The 21,285-nt window shown below is 26.6% G+C and carries 25 protein-coding genes; 2 read left to right on the forward strand and 23 right to left on the reverse strand.

The genetic code is table 4. The features are described from left to right. Positions 1-83 precede the first annotated feature (83 nt). From nusG to rpsF, 12 genes are all read right to left on the reverse strand, one after another. Positions 84-734 (reverse strand): transcription termination/antitermination protein NusG, encoded by a 651-nt coding sequence (nusG, locus tag MCORR_RS01150; RefSeq protein ID WP_104207776.1) that lies wholly within the window; start codon positions 732-734, stop codon positions 84-86. A 12-nt stretch (positions 735-746) separates the two neighbouring features. Beyond that, a complete protein-coding gene (secE, locus tag MCORR_RS01155) occupies positions 747-1,031 on the reverse strand; it encodes a preprotein translocase subunit SecE (protein WP_104207777.1) in 285 nt (94 codons plus the stop codon). Beyond that, complete coding sequence (rpmG, locus tag MCORR_RS01160; protein WP_104208009.1) at positions 1,031-1,192, reverse strand: 50S ribosomal protein L33; 162 nt, start codon at positions 1,190-1,192, stop codon at positions 1,031-1,033. The genes secE and rpmG overlap by 1 nt, the downstream gene beginning before the upstream one ends. A 76-nt stretch (positions 1,193-1,268) precedes the next feature. Then, entirely contained in the window at positions 1,269-1,991 is a 723-nt protein-coding gene (gene rlmB / locus MCORR_RS01165) for a 23S rRNA (guanosine(2251)-2'-O)-methyltransferase RlmB (protein ID WP_104207778.1), read from the reverse strand. After that, complete coding sequence (cysS, locus tag MCORR_RS01170; RefSeq protein ID WP_104207779.1) at positions 1,991-3,307, reverse strand: cysteine--tRNA ligase; 1,317 nt, start codon at positions 3,305-3,307, stop codon at positions 1,991-1,993. The genes rlmB and cysS overlap by 1 nt, the downstream gene beginning before the upstream one ends. 7 nt (positions 3,308-3,314) lie before the next feature. Further along, complete coding sequence (locus MCORR_RS01175; protein ID WP_104207780.1) at positions 3,315-4,268, reverse strand: ECF transporter S component; 954 nt, start codon at positions 4,266-4,268, stop codon at positions 3,315-3,317. A 36-nt stretch (positions 4,269-4,304) separates the two neighbouring features. Then, positions 4,305-5,801 (reverse strand): hypothetical protein, encoded by a 1,497-nt coding sequence (locus MCORR_RS01180; RefSeq protein ID WP_104207781.1) that lies wholly within the window; start codon positions 5,799-5,801, stop codon positions 4,305-4,307. 89 nt (positions 5,802-5,890) lie between these two features. Then, positions 5,891-7,243 carry a replicative DNA helicase gene (gene dnaB / locus MCORR_RS01185; protein WP_104207782.1) on the reverse strand — a complete coding sequence of 451 codons (1,353 nt, stop codon included), beginning with the start codon at positions 7,241-7,243 and terminating at the stop codon, positions 5,891-5,893. 4 nt (positions 7,244-7,247) lie between these two features. Then, positions 7,248-7,691, reverse strand: a complete 444-nt coding sequence (rplI, locus tag MCORR_RS01190) for a 50S ribosomal protein L9 (protein ID WP_104208010.1) — start codon at positions 7,689-7,691, stop codon at positions 7,248-7,250. 88 nt (positions 7,692-7,779) lie between these two features. Then, positions 7,780-8,016, reverse strand: coding sequence for a 30S ribosomal protein S18 (gene rpsR / locus MCORR_RS01195; RefSeq protein ID WP_104206202.1), 237 nt, complete (start codon positions 8,014-8,016; stop codon positions 7,780-7,782). Between the two features lie 22 nt (positions 8,017-8,038). Continuing rightward, on the reverse strand, positions 8,039-8,491 hold the full coding sequence (locus MCORR_RS01200) for a single-stranded DNA-binding protein (RefSeq protein ID WP_104205948.1): 453 nt from the start codon (positions 8,489-8,491) through the stop codon (positions 8,039-8,041). Between the two features lie 15 nt (positions 8,492-8,506). Continuing rightward, the gene (rpsF, locus tag MCORR_RS01205) at positions 8,507-9,316 is read right to left on the reverse strand and encodes a 30S ribosomal protein S6 (RefSeq protein WP_104207783.1); all 810 of its coding nucleotides are present in this window, start codon (positions 9,314-9,316) and stop codon (positions 8,507-8,509) included. 169 nt (positions 9,317-9,485) lie between these two features. On the opposite strand from rpsF, the gene MCORR_RS01210 reads away from it, so the two are divergent. Both MCORR_RS01210 and MCORR_RS01215 read left to right on the forward strand, forming a co-directional pair. Further along, complete coding sequence (locus MCORR_RS01210) at positions 9,486-9,974, forward strand: hypothetical protein (protein ID WP_146063411.1); 489 nt, start codon at positions 9,486-9,488, stop codon at positions 9,972-9,974. A 1-nt stretch (position 9,975) separates the two neighbouring features. Continuing rightward, on the forward strand, positions 9,976-10,734 hold the full coding sequence (locus MCORR_RS01215; RefSeq protein ID WP_181021200.1) for a class I SAM-dependent methyltransferase: 759 nt from the start codon (positions 9,976-9,978) through the stop codon (positions 10,732-10,734). 8 nt (positions 10,735-10,742) lie between these two features. On the opposite strand, the gene pth is transcribed toward MCORR_RS01215, so the two are convergent. The 11 genes from pth to MCORR_RS01270 form a co-directional block, all read right to left on the reverse strand. Further along, positions 10,743-11,294 (reverse strand): aminoacyl-tRNA hydrolase, encoded by a 552-nt coding sequence (gene pth / locus MCORR_RS01220; protein ID WP_104207786.1) that lies wholly within the window; start codon positions 11,292-11,294, stop codon positions 10,743-10,745. A gap of 12 nt (positions 11,295-11,306) precedes the next feature. Then, the gene (locus tag MCORR_RS01225; protein ID WP_104207787.1) at positions 11,307-12,344 is read right to left on the reverse strand and encodes a ribose-phosphate diphosphokinase; all 1,038 of its coding nucleotides are present in this window, start codon (positions 12,342-12,344) and stop codon (positions 11,307-11,309) included. A 113-nt stretch (positions 12,345-12,457) separates the two neighbouring features. Then, positions 12,458-13,126: a hypothetical protein gene (locus MCORR_RS01230; protein ID WP_104207788.1), complete on the reverse strand. Its 669-nt coding sequence runs from the start codon at positions 13,124-13,126 to the stop codon at positions 12,458-12,460. A gap of 84 nt (positions 13,127-13,210) precedes the next feature. Continuing rightward, positions 13,211-14,569, reverse strand: a complete 1,359-nt coding sequence (locus MCORR_RS01235; protein WP_104207789.1) for a M17 family metallopeptidase — start codon at positions 14,567-14,569, stop codon at positions 13,211-13,213. Positions 14,570-14,656: 87 nt separating this feature from the next. After that, the gene (secG, locus tag MCORR_RS01240; RefSeq protein WP_104207790.1) at positions 14,657-14,923 is read right to left on the reverse strand and encodes a preprotein translocase subunit SecG; all 267 of its coding nucleotides are present in this window, start codon (positions 14,921-14,923) and stop codon (positions 14,657-14,659) included. 39 nt (positions 14,924-14,962) lie between these two features. Then, positions 14,963-16,306, reverse strand: coding sequence for a M17 family metallopeptidase (locus MCORR_RS01245; protein WP_104207791.1), 1,344 nt, complete (start codon positions 16,304-16,306; stop codon positions 14,963-14,965). Between the two features lie 52 nt (positions 16,307-16,358). Then, positions 16,359-16,580 carry a helix-turn-helix domain-containing protein gene (locus tag MCORR_RS01250; protein ID WP_104207792.1) on the reverse strand — a complete coding sequence of 74 codons (222 nt, stop codon included), beginning with the start codon at positions 16,578-16,580 and terminating at the stop codon, positions 16,359-16,361. Positions 16,581-16,582: 2 nt separating this feature from the next. Beyond that, the gene (whiA, locus tag MCORR_RS01255) at positions 16,583-17,530 is read right to left on the reverse strand and encodes a DNA-binding protein WhiA (RefSeq protein WP_104207793.1); all 948 of its coding nucleotides are present in this window, start codon (positions 17,528-17,530) and stop codon (positions 16,583-16,585) included. A 25-nt stretch (positions 17,531-17,555) separates the two neighbouring features. Continuing rightward, a complete protein-coding gene (locus MCORR_RS01260) occupies positions 17,556-18,923 on the reverse strand; it encodes a prolipoprotein diacylglyceryl transferase (protein WP_181021201.1) in 1,368 nt (455 codons plus the stop codon). A 21-nt stretch (positions 18,924-18,944) separates the two neighbouring features. Continuing rightward, a complete protein-coding gene (locus MCORR_RS01265; RefSeq protein WP_104205936.1) occupies positions 18,945-19,880 on the reverse strand; it encodes an NAD(P)/FAD-dependent oxidoreductase in 936 nt (311 codons plus the stop codon). Further along, a complete protein-coding gene (locus MCORR_RS01270; RefSeq protein WP_219818476.1) occupies positions 19,864-21,279 on the reverse strand; it encodes a prolipoprotein diacylglyceryl transferase family protein in 1,416 nt (471 codons plus the stop codon). The genes MCORR_RS01265 and MCORR_RS01270 overlap by 17 nt, the downstream gene beginning before the upstream one ends. Positions 21,280-21,285 lie beyond the last annotated feature (6 nt).

A 21,285-nucleotide genomic window follows, 5' to 3' on the forward strand; every position in this document is an offset into this window, starting at 1 on the left:
AATCGCGATAAACGTTAGATTAATCAGTATTTATTTAAACTAATTTTAACACAAAAAAAATGAGCTTTGCTCATTGATTAAAATTAAAGTTCTTTAAGAGGCTTCACATCACTAAATGAAATCTCTAAATTAGTATATCTGCCAAACATTTCAATAAGAATAACTGCTACGCCCTTTTCATAATCCATATCTTTAACTTCACCTTCTTCACCAGTATTGATGCCAGATATTACTCTAACCATTTGACCAACTACAAAATTAGCTGTAAATAAAGGTTTTTTAGTAACAGGTATCGCTATTCCTGAATTTTTTTCAGGAATAGCAGATACGTTTCCATTTTCTTCACCAACTGCTTCTTCTTTTGGTATTAGCATTTTTAATACTTCTTCAGCAGTTAAAGGGAATGGTTTAGCACCACGGCCTGATGAACCAATAAAACCAGTTACTCCAGGTGTATTTCTAACTATAAATCAAGTTTCTTCATTCATAATCATATTAATAAAAATATAACCAGGAAATAAATTTTTTTCTTTTTCTTTTCCTGCTTTTGTTAAAACAATTCCTTTAGATATTCTAATGTCAAAGACTTGGTCATCATGTTTTTCAGATTTAATTTTATTTGTTAAATCTTGAAGAACTTTATCTTCATGCCCTGTTTGTGAATTAATAACAAATCATTGACCTTTTGAAGTTAGTATATCTTTTTCTAATTGTAAAATTTCTTCTTTATTCATTTTCTCTCCTTGTTAATAAATTTTAATTCATTGAAATAATTGTTGTATACCCAGCCCTATTAGAAAGAATAGGACTGCAAAAATGACCATAAATAATAAAACTATTATATATTTTTTCTTTAAGTTATCTCAACCAGATCATTTAATTTTATGTACTTCTTTAACAATTTTTATTGGGTATTCTTTAAAAGCTTTACCACGATTTTTAGATTCCTTTTGTTTTTTGACTTTTAATGCCTTTTTAGTTTCTTTAGAAACTTTTATTTTTTCTCTTTTTTCAAGTTTATCTTTTTTCATTATCTTGTTTCCTTGTGAAGTGTATGTTGATTACATGAGTTACAAAATTTTTTGATTTCTAGTCTTTGTTTTTGAGTTAATGTGCTTTTGTTGACAAAATAATTTCTTGCTAAGCATACTTCACAAACTAATATAATTTTTCTAGATGATGATTTCACAATTGCCCCCAATAAAATTCTAATTAAAAAGGAGGAAACCCTCCTTTTAACTATTTATTTTATTATATCAATAAAATTATTAAATTAGTTTAATTTGGTTCGAAACTCAAAACATAATTATTGAACCAGCCACGTTTGCATTAAAAGAATCAATATTTTTGTTTGATGGAATATAAAAATTTACATCACTATTTTTAGTTAACAATTCACTAACACCACTATGTTCATTGCCAATTATAATAGCTGATTTATTAGCAAAACTAACATTTCTAATATCTTGTGAATTTTGATTTAAATTAGTGCTATAAACTCAAAAACCTTGTTTTTGAAGTTCTTTTACAACATTAGACAAATTAGATACTTTTGATATATTTACATCATATACAGTCCCAGCAGAAGTTTTAACAACAGTTGAAGTGACAAATACTTGTTTACGATCTAAAATAATAATATTTTGAATATTTAATAAACTTGCAGTTCTTATTAAAGCACCAAAGTTATACGGATCTTGAATTTGATCAAAAATTAAAACTATATTTTTGCTTGTTTCTAAAAGTTTTGCTTTCATTTCGCAAAATGGTTGATAGTTGTATTCTTTTACTTCTGCTACAATATTTTGATGATTAACTTCATATTGAAACATTCTATCAAGCTTGCTTTTAGTTACAATATTTATATTCAAATCAAGTGTTTCAAAAATGCTATCCATGTTTGTTGTTCAAATATTTTTAATTAAGTTAGGGTGTTTTTTAATGAACTCGTATATAGAATGTTTACCATAAATTAAATTTTTATTTTCCATTATAATAACCCTTCTTTAATTAAAATTGCTCTAATTTGGTCTGCTTCAACAAATTCTTTGTTTAATATGTGTTCTTTTTGCTTCAAATATAACTTCTTGATTTGATCATCAACATTTAGATTAAATTCAAAACTAAATCCCAATACTTGTAAAATAATTTTTAATGCATTAAATTGTAGTATTTTAATTTTAAAATTATCCTCTTTATTTATATTTGAAATTAAAAAGTTAATCAACATTAAAACTTGAGGAGTATTCAAATCATCATTCATATATTTATCAAACTTGTTTAAAATATCTTCATCTACTTGTTCTTCTACTTTAGCTTCGTTAATTATTACCCATTGTTTTAATTTTTTTATGCAATTATTAATTTTATCTTCAAACTTAACACCTTGTTTTAAAAGATCATCAGATATATTGATAGGTTGTTTATAGTGAGTTGTTTGAAATAGCCATCTTAAAACATTCGCGCCATAAGTTTGTATAAAATCTTTTAAATGAGTAGTGTTATTTAATGACTTACTCATTTTTACATTATCTACTGTCAAATGACCATTATGCATTCAAATATAAGATAATTCTTTGTTATTTTTTGCTAAAAATTGTATTCTTTCATTTTCATGATGTGGAAATTGCAAATCAATTCCACCAATATGAATATCAATAGTCTCATGATTAAAATAATTATCAATTAAAGTTACACATTCAGTGTGTCAACCTGGTCTTCCTTTTTGTTTATGAAAATCTCAATTCAACCCTACGTTTGTTGTTTTTCATAAACTAAAATCCGCTTTTAAATTTTTATCTTCAAAAAAATCTTCCGCTGTTTTTGATATTAAATCATCAACTTTAATATTTGATAATCTACCATACTCTGACTTAAATTTATTAATATTAAAATATATACCACTTTTAGTTTCATAAGCTGATTGGTTTACAATTAAAATATCAATAAATGATTGCATAAGTTTTATTTCATCACTTATGCACACTAACTGATTTGGCATTCTAACTTTTAATTCTTTTAAACTTTTAAGGTATGCTTTTTTAAAAAAGTTAGTTAACTCTATTTCTGGTTTATTTGTTTCTAAAGATTTACTAATTATTTTGTCATCTATGTCTGTAATATTTTGTAAAAAATTTACTTTTACTTTCTTAAATTCTAAAAACTTTATTAAAGTATCAGTTAACAAAATAGGTCTCGCATTACCTATATGTATATAGTCGTAAATGGTTGGACCACAACTGTAAATGTTAACTTGAGGATTTTTAATGGTTTTATATTTTCTTGATAATGTATCAAATATTTTCATATACTACCTACTTATTCTTTATCAAGGGTCTTAAAACAAAATAAACAGTTGATAATAAACTAGTATTAAATATAATTTTAAGAGGCATTTGAGCTACTCTTAAAGCAACCATGTTGATATAACCATTTTCGCTTTCTTTAGCTAATAATTCAGCATCCCCTCATGAAGCAGTTAGTATTGACACCAAAATTTCTGTTACTAAACAAATAAGTATTATAGGCATTATAACGTTTATATATTTTTTCTTATTTGTAAACATAAGAATAGCAAAAGTTATATAAATTAAAATTAATATTATGCCCATTAATATCATAAAAACTCTAGGGACCATTTTTCTTGACATACTTATACCAAAAATACTTACTTTTTCAATATATCCAAGTGGTGTGATTTCCCCTTCATTTAGCGGATTTGAAACAGGTAATTTATCTAATGTTAGAGACAAAAATAAAGTTGAAACAATTACAAATACAGTAATTATTATTAATGTAATATATTGCTTATTATCTTTTAATTTAAAGCTAAAAGAACAAATTCCTGCTCAAAAACCAAAACCTATAGCAACAAAAAAATATGCTGGGTGAATAAACGAAGGAATAAATAACATTGTTAACAATTCAGTTACCAAACCTACTATTAGACCCACTATAGGTCCAAATATCATTCCAGTTATTTTGATCATGATGCCTTCAAAAGCTACTCTTATTGGTGGGAATACAGTAATTGGCACAGTCATAGATATAACAACAGTTACAGCAACTGAACATCCAATCATAATACCCATGTAAGCAATGTTACGAGTATTAAATTGTTCATTTATAATGAAAACACCTTGTGTTATAAGATGTTTTTTTTGAATTCATTTAAATAATATATATAGTACAAAAATAGTAAATGTTAAAGCAGACGAAAGATACGCAAGGTGAGAACCCTCCATAATTCATTCTAGAGTTTTTTGCATATGTTCTCACCTCCTCTTTTAGTTTCTAATTAATTTTTAATTTGTAACTTTTTTTTCTTGAATTGCAAAGTCTGTAATTGCCATTTCATTATATTTGTTTTCTCAAAGCGGAACATTTTTGCTCACATTTTTTCTGTCAGATGCATTTAAAGCTTTTCCGTCAGTTCCATATCCAAGCATACTTGATTTGTTAAATTGATATCCAGCTAATCTTCAACCAAGATATAATTTTTCTTTATCTTTTAAACCATCTGTAGTATCATTTGTTATTGTTGATAATATTGGTGCATATGAGGCATATAAACCATCAACTGTTAGGTTGATTTCATAATCTTTTCCCAAATATTGTTCTTTTCCATCTTTATCTTTTTTAATATTAATATCATCATTATAAATAATTTTCAACTTTATAGGATCAAGTTTTACTAATTGATAACCATAAGTTTTAGAAGAAAAAGTTTTTGTAACTTTGTCATTTGCATCTTTTATTGAAACTAACTTATATTCAAATACAGGATTAGGTAATGTATTTAATAATATGCCAGCTTCTGGTGTTGTTTTTGATCAATCTGCATTATCTTCGATTTGTTGTAAAGTTATGTTAGTATTTTTAATTTCTTCTTGTGTAGTTGAAATTAAAGTTTGAGCAAAAGGATCTAATGATGTTACTGGGCCACCAGCTATGTATTGTTTATAGTTTTCACTATATTTTGCTTCTTCAGAATAATTAGACTTAGTTTTGTTAATTCATGAAGTTTCATATTCAGTTATTTTAGAAGTTTTTAATTCTTTAGTTATTTCTGCTTCATCAGATTTTACTTCAGAATCAGCAAGTCCTATATTTCCATTTACAAATTGTTGTTCATTTTCAAATTCTATACTTCTAATGCCTTGATTTTTAGAAGCATTGTACATTTTATCAATTAATTGAATATCTTCAGAAGTTACAATTGGTATATTTGAACTTTTTTCATTTGAATCAGATGATACATATTTTGAATATTCAACCAAACCAAGAATTGAAGCAATTCCACTTTTTGATTCTTTGTAATTTGCATAATATTGTTTAATGTCTTCTTCATTGTTTGAATTGAAACCAGCTGTTCTTGATTGCCCATCCACATAAATTTTATTTTTTTCATAATTAGAACTAAAAACATATTGTTGATTTGTTAGAGATTTATTATTGTTAATAATAGTATTTTTTGCATTGTAAAAAATTACATTTAACAAATCTTGAACAATTGCATTACCTTGCCCCAGTGAACCATTCAAACTTGATTTTACTTCAGATAATTGCTTATCTTTAATTTGTTGTTCAGTAAGTTTTTCATTATCTCACCCATCAGAATTATTTATATATGAATTGGTTGTAGTGTCTCAAATATATCGTATTTGCTTGTTAAGTTCATCATGACTAGCCAATTTTATAGTGTAATTATTTGTAATTAGCTTTGTTGAGCATGCAGTTAAAGAAGTTGCAGAAGTTGCAGTTAAAGACATCGCTGTTAACGTTGTTAAAAGTTTTTTCATTTTATAAATTCCTTATTGAAGTTTTCTATGCATATAATTTTAATTTAAATAGATTATAACAAAAAAAACATGTATTCACACGCTTTGACTTAACCTTTATCTAAAAATTTACCATGTCTTTTATCAAAAGAAACTTTAACAACACCAGTAGCTCCATTACGGTGTTTAGCTATAATTACATCAGTTGGAGATATAGCTGATGGTTCATTGTTTGGAACATGATTGTTATTTTCATCTTTTGTGTAAGTATAATAATCTTCACGATATAAAAACATAATCAAATCAGCATCTTGTTCAATAGCACCAGAATCTCTTAAATCTGACATTATAGGTTTTTTGTCTTCTCTTTTTTCAACTGATCTTGACAGCTGAGATAAACAAACAATAGGGATTTCAAGTTCACGTGATATTCTTTTTAAATGACGTGAAATGTTTGAAATTTCATTTTGTCTATCAATATTTAAATTGTTTGAACCAATCAATTGAAGATAATCAATTACGCAAAATTTGATATCATGATCTCTTTTCAATTTATATAACTTAGATTGAATTTGTTGAACAGTAATACCTGGTGTGTCATCAATGTAGATTGGAAGTTTTGATATATTCTCTTTTGAATACATTAAAGTTTTTCATTCTTGATCAGATATGTTTTTACCAGTTCTTAATTTTTTAGAGTCTAAGTGAGAAACCATAGTTAACAATCTTTGTGTAAGTTGTTCGGCTGGCATTTCTAAAGAAAATATTGCAACTCCTTGATTTTCTTTAGCTGCTCTGTAAGCTAAATGAAGTGAAAATGCTGTTTTACCCATACTTGGTCTAGCTGCTAAAATTATTAAATCTCCTTTTTGTCAACCCGAAGTAATATCATCTAATTCAAAAAGACCTGTTGGAACACCAGTTAAAGTATCATTTCTTTTTTGAAGGTCTTTTATTTTTTCAATTAATGAATCTGCTGACTCTTTAAAGTGTTTAACATCACTTTTATTCTGATTTAAATCTATAGAAATTAATTCTCTTTGAATTTTATTCATTGCATCTTCAACGTCAAGTTGTCCATTATTTCTTTCATTTTGAATAATTTTAAGAGTCGCATCAAACTTCCTGGAAGCAGATGCAAAAAAAACTGTTTCAATATAATTTTCAATACCTTCATCTGTAAAAAATTCTAAAGCAATACTTTGAATCTTGGTAGCCCCACCAACTTGCTCTAATTTGCCTTCTTTATCTAAAAGGGCTACAACTGAATTAATCGTTATTTCTTTACTTTCTTTATTCAGAATTGTCAGCATTTCAAATATTGTCTTGTGTGAAGGGTCTAAAAAATCATTAAAAACCAATCCATTAAAAATATCTGGTAGTGCATTTGGAGAGTTTAAAGCGATAGCTAATATACTTTTTTCAATTGTGTATAAATTTTCTACACTAATGTCTCTTTTCATTTAATTATGCCTCTTTGATTTCTACTTGAAGTTTGGCTTCAAGTTTATATGGTAATTTAACGCTTAAATAATGCATCCCTACTTTATTTAAATTAGTAAAATTAACAATCTTTTTTTTGTCAATTTCTATTTTGTACTTATTTTTTAACTGATCTGTTATATCTTGATTAGATATAGAACCAAATGCTTTATTATTTTTTATTTGCAATTTAAACTGTAAAACTGTTTCTTCAATTTTCTTTTTCATCAAAAGTGTCTCAGCTTTTGCTAATTCATTTTCTTCAGACTCAATTTGTTTTTTTAAATTTAAACTACTTAAATTACCACTAGTAGCTAATTTAACAAAACCTTTTGGTATTAAAAAGTTTTTAGCATAACCATCACTGACTTCTTTAACTTCATCTTTTTTGCCTTGACCTTTAACATCTTTTAAAAAAATAACTTTCATAAGAACCTCGCTTTTATTATTTAAATTATAATATAATTTGTTTCATTTATTTTGCAAATAAAAAAAATCACAAAAGTGATTTGAAATATTATTCAATAACAAAAGGTAATAAAGCCATTTGGCGTGCTCTTTTAATTGCAACAGCCAATTGTCTTTGACTTTTAGGTGATGTACCAGTAACTCTTCTTGGTAAGATTTGACCTGTTGGTGAAATAAATTTTTTTAATAAGTCTATATCTTTATAATCAATATAGTTAATTTTATTTTTTTCAAAGAAATTAACTTTTTTTCTTTTTTTAACAAATTTTTTATTTGTAATAGCCATAATTTTTGCCTTTCTTAAATTATTAATCTCATAATATTGACTCATCATCACTTAAAATAACTTCATCTTGAACAATACTTGAACTTGAAGTAGCTAATACAGGTGATTCTAAATTAATATTTGATGTATTTACAGAAGTTTGACCTACTGTGTTTTCATTTTTGTTTTTTGAAGATTCTAAAAAGTTTACACGATCAGCAGTTATAGTTGTAATAGTTTCGTATTTTCCATCTTTTTGACTTGTACGAACACTTATTCTTCCAGATACTGAAACCAAGCTACCTTTTGAAAGGAATTTAACCATATTTTCTGCTGTTCTTTCAAATGCAAAACAAGGAATAAAATTTGTTATTTCTTTTTGTTGTGAATATTCACTCACAGCAACTGTAAAAGAAACAAATTTACCTTGACCATTACTGGTTGATCTTAATTCTAAATCTTTGGTTATTCTTCCCACTAAATTAACTTGATTCATAACTGCTCCTTTTATTTATTTCTTTTTAATTGATGCACTAACTTTTCTCATGTACTCTACTAATTCTTTTTTAGTCATATCACGTAAGTTAATGTCTTGCAATTTTTTAGCTAAATTATTTTCAACAGCTATTTCTCTTAATTTATTAGAGTATTTTTGAAGTTCAGATCTTTCTTCATCTATATTGTGAGAACCATCAGTTTTTGCTCTTTCTTCTGCAGAAAGTTTTGGCGCTTCAACTTTAGATTCAGTTATTTCTTCATCATGATGAATAATAACTTCTTTTTCTAAGTGTTCTTTATATTTATCTTGCATTTTAGAAACAAAGTCATGAGCTTCTTCATGAGAAACTACAGCTTCTTCTTTTGCAGATTGCACAACTGCATTTGATGATTCTGGTTTTTGATAAGGTCTTCTTTCACCAGAAAAGTCTGAGCCTTCTCTTTTAACGAAAGGCTTTTTGAAATCTCTTCTAGGTTTTCTTTCTTCTTCATATTTTGACATATCAGTTTTTGATAAAATAACTGATTGCTCATATTTTTTTTCTGTTTCAATACTTATAACTAATTTTCTAATAACATTTTTTTCAATGTTTGAAACTCTTTCAAATTCTTTGATTGCTTCTGCTGTTGCTTCAACAATCACAACAAAGTAGTTTCCTTTTTTCTTGTGATTTATTTTATAAGCAAATTCAACTAATCCTAAATCATTTTGTTCAATGATTTTTCCATCTTTTTGTAAAATATCAATCATTTTAGTTGATAGAGCTTTGATGTCTTGTGTATCTTGATCTAAGATAAACATTACCTCATATTTTCTTAACATAAATTTTTATGTCCTCCTTTTGGTCTTTGGGCACTGGGCCAAGGAGTTAATCCGTGAAATATTAACTCGCTTAAAATATTATATAAGAAACGCTATGTAAAATCAACTTAACAATCATGTAAACAATAAAATGAGCAAATTTTATTTAAAAGTGTATAATAAAATGATTATGAGAAAAAATATAAAAAATGAAACATTATTACTAATAGCGACAGAATTGTTTAGTGCTATTTGTGGGATTATTGGTGTTATATTAGGAATATTAAGCTTATTAAGTTTAGATGATTTTGTTTGAGGTAAACCTAATGAACGTCTTTCTTTTATTTTTACAGTTTTAACTGTATGTTTTGATTTTGCAAGTACGACTACAGCAATCATTGCATTTAAATTTGGTGGTCTTATTATTAAAAGAAAAGAAAGCGAAGGCAAAGAAATCTGTTTAGCTGAAAAATTTGCAAACAAACTAGATCTTTATAGCTTCTTTTTTGGATTATTTGGTTTACTTTTAAGTATTTTGAGTTTACTATTTTTGTTTGAATTTATGAAATCTGATGTTGGTTCTGAAATAGCAACAGTTATTTCAGTTATCTGTGATTCGGTTAGTGCACTAATTGTATTATGAGTTTTTAAAATAATGATTAAATTAAATGGTAAATAATATGTTTGAAAATAAAAATACTTATTATGGAGACTTAGCATCTTTTATTTATAATTTATCAAAACCCCCAGGAACTAGCATTGATGGTGATATTGAATTTTACACAAATGAATTAATACAATATGAAGGACGAGTTCTTGAAGCTGGTGTAGGTAATGGTAGAATGGCAATACCTTTATTGCGCAAAGGTGTAGATGTATTTGGTATTGACAATTCATTAGAAATGATTGAATTATATAAAACTAATTTACTAAAGTACAATCTTGAAGCTAATGTTGAATTAGCAGACCTAAATAATTTAAAATTAACTCAGAAATTTGAAAGCATAATATTACCAAACGGAAGTTTTTGTTTACTAAAAAGAGAATATAGCAAAAACATACTAATGAGCTTTTTAAATCTTTTACAAAATAATGGTAAATTATACATAGATTTAATTTACCCAAATTCTTTTAAAGCAGGCATTGATCATGAATATAATTTTAAAATAGAAAATGATAAATTTATAAAAATTAAAAATAGTTCTATTAGTATAAATTGAATTGAACAATCAACTTTCTCTGTTTTAAAATATGACTTAATGATTGATAATAAAAGTGTGCAACAAGAAATACAAAATTTTAAATTATATTGATATGGGGTTGATGAGTTTGAAAAATTATTGTTATCTATTGGTTTTAAAAATATAAAACAAATAATTAATTACAACAATAAAAAAATGTTAAATTTAAAAACACTTACATTCATTGCTGAAAAGTAAATGTTTTTTTATATATTTATTGTTGTAATTTTTTTACCAGCAATTCATTCTTTAATGTATTGAGAATTAATCTTTGTAGATTTTTTAATGTCATTTATATTATCTTCAGAAAATTTAGAAAGCACTCAGTCAACAATAAGCCAATTTTCTAGTGGTGGGTCAATACCTATTCTATATCTTAAAAAATCTTGTGTACTCATTTTATTTATAATTGATTTAATACCGTTATGTCCAGCTGATGAACCACCAAATTTCAATTGGTTTTTATTAATTGTAAAATCTTTTTCATCATGCATTATTAAAATATCTTCAATACCAACTTTATAAAAATCAAACATTTTTCTAACAATATCTCCCGAATTATTCATAAATGTTTGAGGTTTAATAAACATTACTTTTTCTCCATTAAATTTTGAGGTGTAAATATGTGCATCTTTATCTAATTGAACTTTGTCATAACCAAATTCTTCAAGTAAAATATCTAAAGCTATTCACCCAGCATTATGTCTTGTTTTTTCGTATTGTTTACCAGGATTACCTAAAGCAAAAATTAATTTCATATAAATCCTTAACTATTTATACTTAGCTTTTATACTTAAAGCTTTTTTGTAAATTTCTTCTTTTTTACGATTATAAACTTCAGTTAACGATTCTTGATCAACTGATGCTTTAATCATTTCTGCTAATAATGGTGCAACTGAAATAATTTTTAGACCATTAAAACGTTTTTCTTCAGCAATTTGAATAGTATTTGTAACAACAACTTGTTTTACAATGCCTTCACAAATAGCAGCATCCATTCTTTCTTTTGCTGGACCATTAAATAGACCATGTGAAGCAAAAATGTACACCTCTTTAGCGCCTTGATCTTTTAATGCTCTAGCAGCATTAATAATAGTTCCCCCAGTGTCAATCATATCATCAATAATAAAACAATTTTTACCTTCAATATCTCCAAGTACAAATTCTATTTCAGCTTTATTGGGTTCTGGTCTTTTTTTGCCAATAACAGAAATACCACTAGTTACACCAGCTGTGTATGACTCAACCTTGTGAGTTCTAGTCATTCCTCCATAGTCAGGGGATACTAAAATACAATCATCTGGATTTCAGTTATTTTTATCAACATATTCAACTATTTCATTAGCTAATATTTGAGCTGTATAAAAATTATCCATAGGTACATCAAAAAATCCCATTGTTTGTGGTGAGTGAATATCAATTGACATTACTCTATCAGCTCCAGCTTTTGAAATTAAATCAGCCACTAATTTAGAAGTAATTGGTTGCCTTCCTTTAGCTTTACGATCTTGTCTAGCATAACCATAATATGGTATAACCACATTTATTTCTTCAGCACTTCCTCTTTTAAAACCATCAAGTGCTATTAAAAGTTCCATTAAACTTTCATTGACTGGCATTGATGTTGACTGTATTACATAAATTGCTTTACCTCTTACAGAATCAATTGATTCAGTTAATATTTCCCCATCTGCGAATCTTTTTGTAATGATTTCATTTTTCTTTACCTTTAAAATATCACAGATTTCATTAGCTAAATCTGTTCCTTGTGTTAATCCAAAAATGTGTATATTGTTATTGTATATCATAAATTCCTTATCTTTAGATTAATAATAACAAATTAAAATATTACTTTGCAATTCATTTTGAATAAATATAAAAACCACGAATTATTTTACGTGGTTTTGTTTTTAATGAATTTTTATTTTCTAAGTTTTTTAAGTTCTTCTTCTTGTTTAACAACAATTTCATTTACTTTTCTTAAAGCGTTATCAAAAAATAAAATTAAGTTTGATTGAAGAACTGACATGTTTGCCATGTAGTCTCTTCTTTTTTCACCAGAATATTGTTCATTTTGTAATTGATTCATTTGACGATGATATTCATTCATACCAGCTTCCAAACTTCTCAAAATATTTCTTAAAGGTATTTTGTTAAAATCTAACTCAGTGAAAGTATCTTCAGGAATTCCTTTTGAAAAATCTTCATAATCTTTAGTATCTATTTCTTGAGGATCAACTGCAAAAAATACACTATATACTTCAATAATCTTTTGAATGTTTTCAGGTCTTATCGGTGTTGAAGATAAATTAACTTTACCAATTTCAATTTCGGTTATAGTTTGTGTTTGAACCATACCTAAACAATTACCAAAAATTGCATAAACATCTTCTTGTGATAACTCTTTATTTTGTAGGTCAACTATCTTAGTTGCTGAGTTTTCTTTTGGAAAACCCAATCCTAAAAGTTTATTTGGTTCATTCATATCAGGTCTTAATAATACAAATACAGTATCACCATCTATTAACTTTTCTTGTTTAACATCTACTAAGTCTTTAGCATAGTAAAAAGATCATGTATTTAATTTCATTAATTGTTACCTCTGTTTTCTTATTAGTATTATACACTATCAAAACATTAAATAAAAAATCAAACTTTAAGTTTGATTTTAAAATTATTTTAAGAATTCATAAAATGTTTTAATTAGAACTGCATTTCCACGTCCATTTTCATAAGCAGTACCTGCTATATCAAAATGAATAAATGGTTTATCTTCACTAAATTCATGTAAGAATGCAGCTGCAGTTGCACTTCCTTCTCCACCTTTAACAGCGTTTGAAAGATCTCCAAGAACCGCTCCCGCTTTCACTCTTTCTAAATGTTCTTCATACATTGGCATTCTTCATAATCTTTCTCTAGTTTCGAATGAAACAGCTTCTAAACCTTTTCATAATTCATCATTATGAGTAAATGCACCAGTAGCTGACGAACCAAGTGAAAATGCCATAGCACCAGTTAAAGTTGAAATTTCAATAATTTGATCAGCTTTTTTTTCTCTAATAGCATAAGTAATACCATCAGCTAACACTAATCTTCCTTCAGCATCAGTGTTATTGATTTCAACAGTTAATCCGTTCATTGAAGTTAATACTGATTCTGGTAAAGTAGCTTTATAACCAATTCTATTATCAGTGAACATTGCAACAGCTACAACATTTGCTTTTGCTTTAGCTTTTGCAAGACCAATTACAGTTGAAAGAACTGTAGCAGCTCCTGACATATCAAATTTCATACCTTCCATTGAAGAAGAAGGTTTTAAGTTATATCCTCCTGAGTCAAATGTTATACCTTTACCAACTAAAGCAGTTTTAGGTTTTTTAACATCACCACAATATTCAGCCACAACTATTCTTGGTTCATACATTGAACCTGCATTAACACCTAAAAATAATCCCATGCCAAATTTTTCAGCTTCTGTTCTACCAAGAACTGTTATTTTCAAGTCTTTAATTGATTTTGTATCAGCAACAATTTTTTCAGCATAATATTCACTAGTTCCAAAGTTAGGTGGTGTATCTTGTAAATCTCTTGCATAGTTAACTTGTTCAACTTTAACTGCTGCATGTTTTTCTAATTCTTTAACATCATGTTTAGTATTTATATCAAATTCAACTTCTTTTGATTTTTCTTTTTTAGTTTCTTTTAATCCTTTATATGAAAGTTTTGTATGCGAGATATACCCTAAAGTTTCATATACTGTATTAAAAACTAAAGCTAATTTTTCAACTGAAAAAATTTCTAAAAATGAATCAAGATCTACACTAATGTTTTTTGTATATAATCCTAATGCTTCTGCTAAACCTTTTTTAATTTGTCTAACTCTACATCCTTTATCCTTAATAACTAAGTAAATTGTTTTGTCTTCACTAATTAACGTAGCAGCACCTGCAGTATCTTTAATGAAAGTATTTTTTTTGTTGTCTTTAACAGCAACAATTTTTATGTCATATTGTTTTTTATTGATTGAAATCATGTTTCTCCTTTGGTCTATTAGTTAAACCTTACATGCCTACCAAATTGGTGAAAGTAATAGACATATAAGGCTTAACTAATAATTTTTTTATAAATAAATATTAGTTATGATACAAGCAGCAATAGCTACCAAGAAAAATATTATTCCTAAAACTGTCATCCAGTTAGATAATGTTTTATCTAAACCACGTTCTTTTGAATTTGAAAATAATTCATCATTTCCACCATTTAAAGCACTAAGTCCTGATTGAGAATTTTTAGATTGAAATATTCCAATAGTGATAATAACTATCGATACAACCATAATAACTATTTCAAAACTTAGTATTAAAATTTTTGCTGATTCAATACTCATATTATAACTCCTTTTGTTTTATATAATGATACTACATTTTTATTTTTTTAATAGTTCAAATAACGTTTTAACCATTACACCTTGTGCTTTTTGTTCTATATCAGCACTTCCAGCAACGTCTAAGTGTAAATAAGGTTTTGATTCTGTAAATTCATTTAAGAATGCTGCTGCATATGAAGAATCTTCTCCATATACTTTTGCACAACTAGTTAAATCAGCATACCCTCTAGCATCTTTTTGTAACTGTTTTAAATGTCTTGGTAATATTGGTAATCTTCACACAACTTCATTTGTTTTTAAAGATGCTTTATTAACATCTTCAATTAATTTTTCATTGTGTGAAAATATTCCAGTCGTTCTACCCAAAGCATAAGCAACAGCTCCAGTTAATGTTGCAACATCAATAAGTTGATCTACTTTTAATTCTTTAGCTGCATATGTTAATCCATCAGCTAAAACTAATCTTCCTTCAGCATCAGTATCCTCAATAACAACTGTTTTTCCATTCATAGCAGTTATTACTGAATCAGGGAATGTAGCAGTATAACCAATTCTGTTGTCAGTAAATAAACCAACAGCTACTACATTAGCTTTAGCTTTTGATTTTGCCAACGCCATCACAGTTGAAATAACTATAGCAGCACCTGACATATCAAATTTCATACCCTTCATGTGTTGAGCTGGTTTTAAATTGTATCCACCTGAATCAAAAGTAATTCCTTTACCAACTAAACCAGTTTTAGGCAAATTAGCGTCAGAACAGTATTCAACAATCACTACTTGCGATTCTATTAATGAACCAGCGTTAACAGCTAGTAAAAGATTCATATTTAATTTTTTTGATTCTGCTTTACCTAAAATTGTTACCTTAACTCCAGCTATTTTTTCAGCATCTTTTTTAATTTTATTTGCATAATAAACACTTGTTCCAATATTTGGGGGGGTTTCTTGTAAGTCTCTTGCATAATTAACAGCTTCTGCTTTTGCTTTTTCATTCACTTCAAATGAACTGATTTTTTCTTTTGAAATTATATTAAATTCAAATTGTTTAATTTTTTCTTTTTTATAATTTTCCATAGCATAACCACTGAATGACAATGCTGAATATAAGTCAGAAAATGATTTTTCTAAGTCAGATTTAAAAATGGGTTTTAATGTATCAAAATCTACATTTAAATTAATTTGATATTTTTCAATAGTTGCAAAAAGATTTTTAACTAATTGTTCATAAGCATTTTCTTTTGAATCTAATACTATAAATATTTCATTTGTTGCAGATAATAAATTGATAGCACCAACTTCGTCATTTAATAAATTTAATTTATTTTCTTTTGTTGTAAACTTTACAGTAGTCTTATAATTTGTTGAATTTAATTTAATCATTTTCTCTCCTTAGTTTATTAATTTATATAATACCTTTTTTTGTTTTAAAAATCTAATTTCTAACAGCAAATAACTCATTTATTGAAATATTTAACCCTTTAATAATTTTTTCAATTATATTCACTGTTATATTTCTTGTTCCACGTTCTATATCTGATAAATAATTTTTAGAAACATTACATCTAAAAGCAAGTTCTTCTTGACTAATGTTTTGAGAAATTCTTATTTTTTTAATATTTATTGCGATTATTTCTAAAAGTGTTAATTCTTTCATAATTATAACTCCTCACTTAATTTATGTATTATTTTAAATAAATTACTTATTCCTGATTTAGTTATTATAAAACCCTTTTCAATCATTTTATTAGTTAACTCAGAATAGCTTGCATCTGGGTTTTCAATTCTAAGTTCCATTAAAGCTTGGGCTTTTATAGATAACTGGCTTGATGCTATTTTTGATTGAATTTTGCTTATTTGATCAACTTGCTTCAATCCAACTACTAAAGCTTTTTTATTGTTATAAACATCTACATTATTTGTTCTATTAATATTATTGTGAAACTCTCTAGAAATTCTTGCATTTTCAAATTCCATTACGCATTGATAAGCATCAATTAATTTTAAAAAATCTGAAACTAATAATGATTTTTTAATATAACTAATATATAATTTTTCACTTCTTTTTAAAACTTTAAATTCAAAATTAAAATCTTTTAACAACACAACTCAATATTTTGCAGAAGCTAAATCTTTAAATTGTAGTTCCAAATGATAATTGGTTGTATTTGGAGAATTTACCGAGCCAATAGCCACAAACACACCAGCTATGTAAGCTCTTTTCAAATTTTTAACTAAATCTTTACTTAATTTTTTAAAATCAAAAATAAACTCTACTATTTTAATTTGATTTTTGTCAACCACATTTAATGATTGTAAAAAAACACTAATTTGTCCTTCTAAGATTATGTAATAAGTTGTAACTTTATTAGAGTTTTTTGCCTGGGAAATACCTATATTAATTAATCCTGAAAAGTTTTGCTTGCACAACTTAAAAATAGATCTTGCTATTTTATTTGAGTTAGACGTTAACCTTAATTTTTCTTTATTATTGGAAAATATTAAATCACCATTATATTTAATAAACCCAGCTAAAAAACACTTACTTAAATTTTCATCAAATTCATGAGCTAATACTTCTGATTTCACTTCTAATGCAAAAGACATGATATTACCCCCCTTTTATTTTAATCTAAATAGTGAAATACTCTTTTTCATATAAATATCCATTTTTTCTAAAATATCTTGGTAATAAATACTGACAAACTAATATACCACCTAAACCAATCATCATTGTTAAAAAAATTAATATTAAAGATATTGTTTTTGAACCATTTCAAAATAAGTGGTCATCTGGTCTTTGCAGTTCCAAACAAAATCTAACTAAATTTCATAAAAATACAAAACTGAATGATGTAATTCCTGATTTTGTTGAACTGTATTCGAATAAGTTATTTGCTTTTGATATTCTTAAAGACTCTTTATATTTATTTGAGCTTTTATTTTCAGATAAATATAATGTTTTATTATTGTCTTCACTTCTATAATATGCTTGATTTCAAACTATATTTTTATTTGAGTACCCAAACTTATTTCTAGTTATTTTATACTTTGTTGGGTATTCTTTTCAAGGTTTAACACTTATTCATTTACCTATATTAGGAATTATAAAAACTATAATAAATCAACATATTAAAAGAGCTAATGATTCTCAAAAAAATATTGGGTTCATTTGTAAGAGATCTCCAGGATTATAACTAACACCATCAACACTTCCACTTGAAGAAGCTACCATTGTTGTATTATTGGTAATTCATTTTGGAAGTCACATTCCACTTGAATCTATATTTGCTCAGTTACTATCCCAACTTTTTGCTAAAACTTTTAACGGTTTTCCCATAACTTCATGGTTGAAGAAATTTCCTCATCTACCAATAACTTGCCCAAGTAATACATTAGGTAATATTGCATCAGCATAAACTAAAACCGATACTTTTGATCTTTTAGAAAAATAGTAAAACAATGGTACACCAGATAACATAGCTCCAATAAAACCACCATGTATTGCCATCCCACCATTTCAAAAGTAAAATAATTGAATAAATGATTCACTACCTCTTCCATATTTACCAAAAAAACTTGCCATAAAAAGTGCTGAAGGCATAACGATTATTACACCTATAGATAAGTGATTTATATCTAAACCTTTTTTTAAAAAGTTTTTAACTGAAAATGCAGCAGCTACTATTATACCTAACGTCATGGTAATAGAGTAAGGTCTTAACTTTCCATCAAAATATTCAGAAGTAACACCTTTATACTCAGGTGTTATTGTTCCAATACTAGATTCTTTTCAATCAACTTGTTGTGTTAATGTAAAAAAAACAATAAATGATACAAATAAAACAATAGACAAAATTCACAAAATTAAAGATATTATTCACCTTTTTTCTTTTTTTGGTTTTACATTCATCAATATTTTTGATTTTAAATTAAACTGAACAGAACCATCCATTCATTCCAAGTATTTGCTTTTAATTCTTTTTTCTTCTTTTTTCATAATAAATCTCTTTTCAATTCATTACATTTCTTGAATGTAATTAACAGCCATTTGACCTGCAAGAGCCCCATCTCCAGCAGCAATAGCAATTTGCCTTAAAGCAACATCTCTAACATCACCAGCAATAAATACACCTTTAATGTTTGAGTGCATTTTTTTATCAGCTTTAAAATATTCACCATTTTTATGCAATTGTAAGTTGTCTACAAACTGAGTAATTGGACTAGCCCCAATATATGGAAATAAACCAGTTATTTCAATTTTTTCTAGTTCATTTGTTTTAGTGTTCAAAATTTCTAAACCTTCGACTTTATTTTCACCAATAACATTTGTAGCTATTGTATTAAATCTTACTTCTACATTTTTTAAATTAGTTAACTTCTCTAAAGTTTTTTGATCAACTCTAAAAAAATCTTTTCTAACTAGTACATATAATTTTTTTACTAATCTAGATAAATATATGCCTTCTTCAACTGCAGAATATCCACCCCCAACAATTGCTACAGGTTTTCCTTTGTGAAAGTTACCATCACAAACAGCACAATAACTTACACCTTTTCCATAAAGTTTATCTTCACCATCAATGCCTAATTTGTTTTCTAATGTTCCTGTTGCTATAACTATTGCTTTAGCACAATAAACATTTTGATTGATAGTGTTAACTATAAAAGTATTTTCATTTTTTTCTACTTTTATGACTTCATCAAATTCAAATATTGCTCCCAAATCCATTGCTTGTGAAAACATTTGAGAAGATAAATCAGCTCCGTTGATAGATAAGAATCCTGGATAGTTTTCAATTAAATCAGTTTTCACCATTTTTCCACCTGGTGCTTCTTTTTCTATTATAGTTGTATGCAAACCTGCTCTACTACCATAAATAGCTGCAGTTAGTCCAGCTGGACCTGCACCTATTATTAAAATATCAGTCATTTTAATATTAGTATGATTTTTCATATAGTCATCCTACTTCCCTTCATTTTTTTGGACTTATAAATTGATTTATGCAAATTATAAAAATACCTATTGTTAAAATTAATGATAACACTATAAAGTCTGCTATTGGATGGTTTGAGATTATATATTCAGTAGGTCTTCTGGATGTTTCTAAAACTATTCTTATTAATCCATAACCAAATATATAACACCCAGTTAATACACCAGACATTATGACTTTAAAATTTTCAGGATTATTAGCTTTTGTAATTTCCTTTGAATAAGGGTTTATATTAAAAATTCTTATTTGAATATTATATTTATCTTTAAACATTTTTTTAGATAACTTTTTCTTATCGATGTTATATTGTTTTTTTCATTCTTCGTTTTTGTTAAATAACTGTACATTTTGCTCATAATCTGGAGTTTTTCAAAAAAACGCTTTTCTTCAAACATTTTTTAAACTTAAAGTTAACTCACCTTCTTTTGTTTTTTTGTATTTTATTGTTGAAAGTGTTGGTCATTCTACAATTTCTTTTTGGGGTAATGATTTATAATTTTTATTCCAGTGAATTGGAAAAGCCTTAGGTTGAGTTACTCAAGGGTTATTTTTATAGTTTATTACTTTGTGAATATTTTTTACACCAAAAGTTAAAATCAACCATAAAGTTATATTTAAAATTCCTTCAATTAAAAAAATTGGTGCTTTAAATTGAATTTTCTCTTGCACAACTTCTGATAATAATGTATTTGATGCATTTACATAATCTGTTAGAAAAGCAGTATTCTCTTTGTATTTAGAAACTCAATCTAGTGGAAGGTATTCTCCATTAATTGTTTTGAATTCTCCAAAATTAGGAAAATAAAATAATCTGTTTCTTATAAAACTAGGTAACCATTTAATTTGATCATAATCAACATCTCATCCCATAATTTCATGATTATATAAATTACCTCATCTACCAATTGCTTGACCAATTAAGATATTAACTACTATAATATCAAAATAAACTCATGTAGAAATTCTTGTTTCTTTGCTTCTATAACTAAATCAAATTAAACCAGAGACTACCCCAAAAAAAAGACAACCAAAAAAAGAAGTTCCAGGTTCTCAAAAAAATACTATTTTAAATACATTACTTCATTGTTGGTAATTTGGTAAAAATATTTTACCAAATATACTAGCTCCAAGAACAGCTGCTGGTACGACTATAATCAAACCTATTTCAAAATCCCTTGTTGGTATTCCTTTAACTTTTAATTGATACATGCAAATTGCTATTACAGTAAATACAGCTAAAACCATAAACACTGGGTATGCACTAATAATGCCAAAAAGAAGACTTGAGTCTCCTATTTCTTTATTCATACCTTGCAAGTACTTTATATAGTCATCAATAGTCATACCTTGTTTGAACATTTCAAA

Origin of the sequence: Mesoplasma corruscae (assembly GCF_002930145.1) — a bacterium.
GTDB lineage: Bacteria > Bacillota_I > Bacilli_A > Mycoplasmatales > Mycoplasmataceae > Entomoplasma > Entomoplasma ellychniae.